The organism is Pseudoalteromonas piscicida (assembly GCF_002744175.1).
Classification (GTDB): domain Bacteria; phylum Pseudomonadota; class Gammaproteobacteria; order Enterobacterales; family Alteromonadaceae; genus Pseudoalteromonas; species Pseudoalteromonas piscicida_B.
Window position 1 is genome coordinate 1 of sequence record NZ_NKHF01000094.1, and the last position, 4,321, is coordinate 4,321.

The 4,321-nt window shown below is 44.9% G+C and carries 1 protein-coding gene and 1 pseudogene; one reads left to right on the forward strand and one right to left on the reverse strand.

Annotated features, from left to right (window positions below):
• Positions 1-753: 753 nt before the first annotated feature.
• Positions 754-1,644 carry a prenyltransferase gene (locus CEX98_RS18950; RefSeq protein ID WP_099643569.1) on the forward strand — a complete coding sequence of 297 codons (891 nt, stop codon included), beginning with the start codon at positions 754-756 and terminating at the stop codon, positions 1,642-1,644.
• A gap of 50 nt (positions 1,645-1,694) precedes the next feature.
• Here CEX98_RS18950 and CEX98_RS23570 read toward each other — a convergent pair.
• A pseudogene (locus tag CEX98_RS23570) lies at positions 1,695-4,075 on the reverse strand (TonB-dependent receptor domain-containing protein).
• Positions 4,076-4,321: the final 246 nt, after the last annotated feature.

Below are 4,321 nucleotides of genomic sequence, written 5' to 3' on the forward strand. Positions count from 1 at the left end.
TTTATTGAACAAATCGCCGCGTAAAGCGGCTCCCACCAGCGGTGATATTTGAGCGTTATCCAGCCGTAATATTGTGTGGTAGGAGCGGGTTTACCCCGCGATATATGATGAACCGCTCGCCGCGTAAAGCAGCTCCCACCAGAGGGGATATTTGAGCGTTAACCAGCCGTAATATTATGTGGTAAGGAGCGGGTTCACCCCGCGATATATGATGAACCGCTCGCCGCGTAAAGCGGCTCCCACCAGAGGTGGTATTTAAGCGTTATCCAGCCGTAATATTATTGGTCGGAGCGGGTTTATCCTGCGATATATTGAACAGTTCGCCGCGTAAAGCAGCTCCTACCAGAGATGGTATTTGAGCGTTATCCAGCCGTAATATTGTGTGGTAGGAGCGGGTTCACCCCGCGATATATGATGAACAGTTCCCCGCGTAAAGCGGCTCCTACCAGAGGTGGCATTTGAGCGTTAACCAGCCGTAATATTATGTGGTCGGAGCGGGTTTATCCCGCGATATTTTACTGAACCGATCGCCGCATAAAGCGGCTCCTACCAGAGGTGATATTTGAGAATTATCCAGCGGCAATATTGTGTGGTAGGAGCGGGTTCACCCCGCGATGTTTTATTGAACAAATCGCTGCGTAAAGCGGCTTTTACTGGGCTGGTATTTAAGGGGAAACCTGCTTGGGATCAACACTGCTTTGTGGGCCTTTGCTATATTTAGCGGTAATCTTTTCATAATGATAAATTCAGACTATGCGCGCAATTGTTCAAGCTTTACCAAGTACCCGCCCTCCATTTTTGATTTTGGCGCCGCTGTGTGTCGGCTTGGGTACTGCGGTGGCACATTTTCACGGGTTGGCGATTAACGGTGTTCATTTTGCTTTGGCTGTTGTGGGAGCCATTTTGTCGGCGGCTGCCGTCAATACTTTAAATGAGTATCAAGATTTTGCTAGTGGATTAGATCTTATCACTGAGCAAACACCGTTTAGTGGTGGCAGTGGCTTGCTAAAACAAAACGCGCATTTAGCCAAGTCTGTGCTTAGGTTGTTTCAAGGGTCGCTCGCTGGACTACTGTTAATTGGTGGTTATTTCGTTATGCAATTTGGCTGGCCGCTGGCGATGCTGGGGCTACTCGGTATTGCTGTTGTTGTTACCTACACAAAATATCTAAATGGAAACCCTTGGCTCTGTTTAATCTCTCCTGGCCTGGGCTTTGGTGTATGTATGGTTATTGGTAGTTATTTGGTGCAAGGCGGGGCGCTAAATTGGCAGATTGGTTTAATCGCGTTACTGCCCTTTTTCACCATTAATAATCTCTTGCTCATTAATCAATTGCCCGACCTCAAGGCTGACCGGCAAGTTGGTCGACAACATTTTGCCATTTATTATTCCGTTAAGGCTGCGATATATTGCTTTGCTATCTCAGCTGGATTAGCGGTAATTGCCTGCGCTGCTGCTATTTGGCTTAATGTTTTGCCAGCGTCGGCAAGCTATGTGTTGCCTGTTTTACTGTTGAGCTTTTTAGCGTTACCAAAGCTAATCTTTTTAGGTGAGCATATTGCCCAGCATCCACCGAGTATGGCAATCAATGCACTTGTAGCTAATTTAACACCTCTGAGTTTAACCATCGTTTTGATGCTATAAAAAAAGGAGATAACGAGTATCTCCTTATATTTTATAAGATTAAGTGTAAATTAGAAGGTAACGTTTACACCAAACCAAATATTACGAGCTTTGTCTTTTACGTTGTAGTCGTCGCTAAATACAACTTCGCTCACCACACCTCGACCGCTTAAGTATTCATATTTACCGTCGCCGTTAAGGTCGTTGTAATCCGTGCTGTAAGAAGTAAAGTCTTCGTCTAATAAGTTGTTAACGCGAGCAAACACGGTGACGTTGTCGTTAAATCTATATTTGGCACCTAAGTGCAACAAATTATAGTTTTTGTAGTACATGGCTTTGTCTAGGTTATTGTCCCAACCACGGTAACGATCAGAACGCACTTCAGCGTTTAGCGTTAATGACAATTCATCTGTTACTTGCCAGTTTACCGTAGCATTTGCCATGTGCTCAGCGGTATTGGTTAGCGGTTGACCTTCTTGAGGGCCGCTCTTTTGCTCGCTGTCGGTCCAAGTGTAGTTTGCATATAGTGAAACCGCGTCTGTAAACTGGTAACGGCCCGCGAGTTCAATACCTTGGATCTCAACTTTGTCGATATTGATTTTTTGGCTGTAAGTATCGTAACCAAGCTCATCGTACACGCCTAGGTTTACACATGGTTTAATACCATTGGTTGCAGAACAACTCTTAATTGTGTCACCACGGGCGATTTTATCGTCAAACTCTGTTGAGAAGTAAGTAATATTGAAATTGTGGTTTTCTGTTGGGTGTGTCCAATATAACGCAATCTCATTATTTACACTGGTTTCTGGTTCTAGGTCTGGGTTGCCTGCAAATGGTGACGTGCCTTGCCCACCAAAGCCAGTGATACCATTGTATAAATCAGTGGTTTGCGGCGTTTTGTAACCAGTGCTGATCCCGCCTTTTACAGTCCAGTCGTCAGACAACTCGTATACACCATATAAACGTGGAGAAAGTTGACTACCAAATACGTCATGGTCGTCATGACGGACACCCACAGTTACTGTAAGAGGATCGCTCAAGTGCCAGTTGTCTTCTACAAATAGCGAGTACATTTGGTGCTCTTGCACGCCTTGATCAACACCAGATTCCATTCCAAATACGCCGTCTTGTAGCTCACCGTCAACCCATTGACCACCAACTACGAATACGTGATCACCAGTAGGTTGTCTACTGGAATGTCTACCCTTGCGTCTAAAGTATATTGGCTGCTGTTTAGTGTACGTTTTGGACGTGGTAAGAAAGTGCTTTCAGCCAGTGATTTGCGATCTGCTTCTTCCATATTTGCGTACTTACCTGTGCCATCGTACATGGCTTGCAGTAACTTACGCTCAGCAACAGACAGAGGCATGGTACGGCCGTTGTTGTCTGTGTCTACCGACGCCAATGAAATAAAGGTTTCCACGTCTCCAAATGTGCCTTGGTGCGTTAGTGACCACCAGCTTCTGTCAAACTCTTGATCTGCAGCGTATCCAGCGCGTGGATTCACTTTGCCACGACGACTTTGCCAAATAGACTCAATGTTGTCTTTTGTTCCTAGGGGATAGGTGATTTTACCTGATTCGACGTCATAGTTCGGGGTGTTGTCGTATTCTTGGTTCGACACATCATAATCAAATGTAATGGTGTGATTTTCGCTTGGTGTGAATACAAAGGTGGCACCTAATTGGGTATTGGTGTTATCAACCGTTTTACCGCCTCGCCCAAAACCTAGTTCGCGATGGTGAAGTTCACCGTTTGGATCAATTGCTGGAGCAAATTCTGGATTTGACGCCTGGCGTTCATAAATGCTGCCACGAGCCGAGAAGTTTACTAGCCCTGCGACCAATGGGCCGTAGATACTGAAGTCTGTTGTGATGTCGTCGCCAAACTGATCATTGGTTTGTAAGCTTCGACCAAAGTCAATGGTGCCTGTCCACTCATCCACTGACTTTTTGGTGATAATGTTGATCACACCGCCCATTGCATCAGCGCCGTATAGTGTAGAAGCAGGCCCTCTGATCACTTCAATGCGTTCAATAGCACTTTTTGGTGGAATATGGTTAAAGGCGTTGCCACCAAAGTTGTTTGGATAAATATCGCCGTGGTTATTTTGACGTTTGCCGTCGATTAATAACAGCGTGTATTCGCCTGTTAAGCCACGCATGCTCACACTACCCTGACCTGTTTTGTCTCGGGTTGTGCCAATGTCTACACCTTCTTGGTATTTCACGGCATCTAGGAGTGTGGTGTAAGACTGGGCTTGAATATCTTCGGCAGTGATAACTGAAATACTTGCAGGGGCTTCTGGGATCTTTTGTTCAAAACCAGTTGCTGTAACAACAATATGCTCGATGTCATTGTGATCTGCTGCTGAATCAGCAAAAGCAACCGGACTTAGCGCAGAGAGAACAAGCGCGGAGAGTGCACAGCGCTTAAAAGGCGTATTTTTCATTAATTGATATCCCAAAATTTATTGCATTAAAGTAAATTTTGGCGCGTACTTTAAATAGAAACCAGACAAAAGTCAAAAGTATTGATAATTAATATCATTTGCACTTTTGATTTAGATCATTTTATGGGGACATTACAATCAGAATTATTTTTGTGGTTACATTAATGGAAAAGATCGCGGGATGAACCCGCTCCTACCACATAACATTACCGCTGAATTATCCTCAAACGCCACCTCTGTTAGGAG

Excerpts from the sequence above, each read along its gene's own strand:
- CEX98_RS18950 (WP_099643569.1), top strand. The coding sequence starts at position 754 with ATGCGCGCAATTGTTCAAGCTTTACCAAGTACCCGCCCTCCATTTTTG.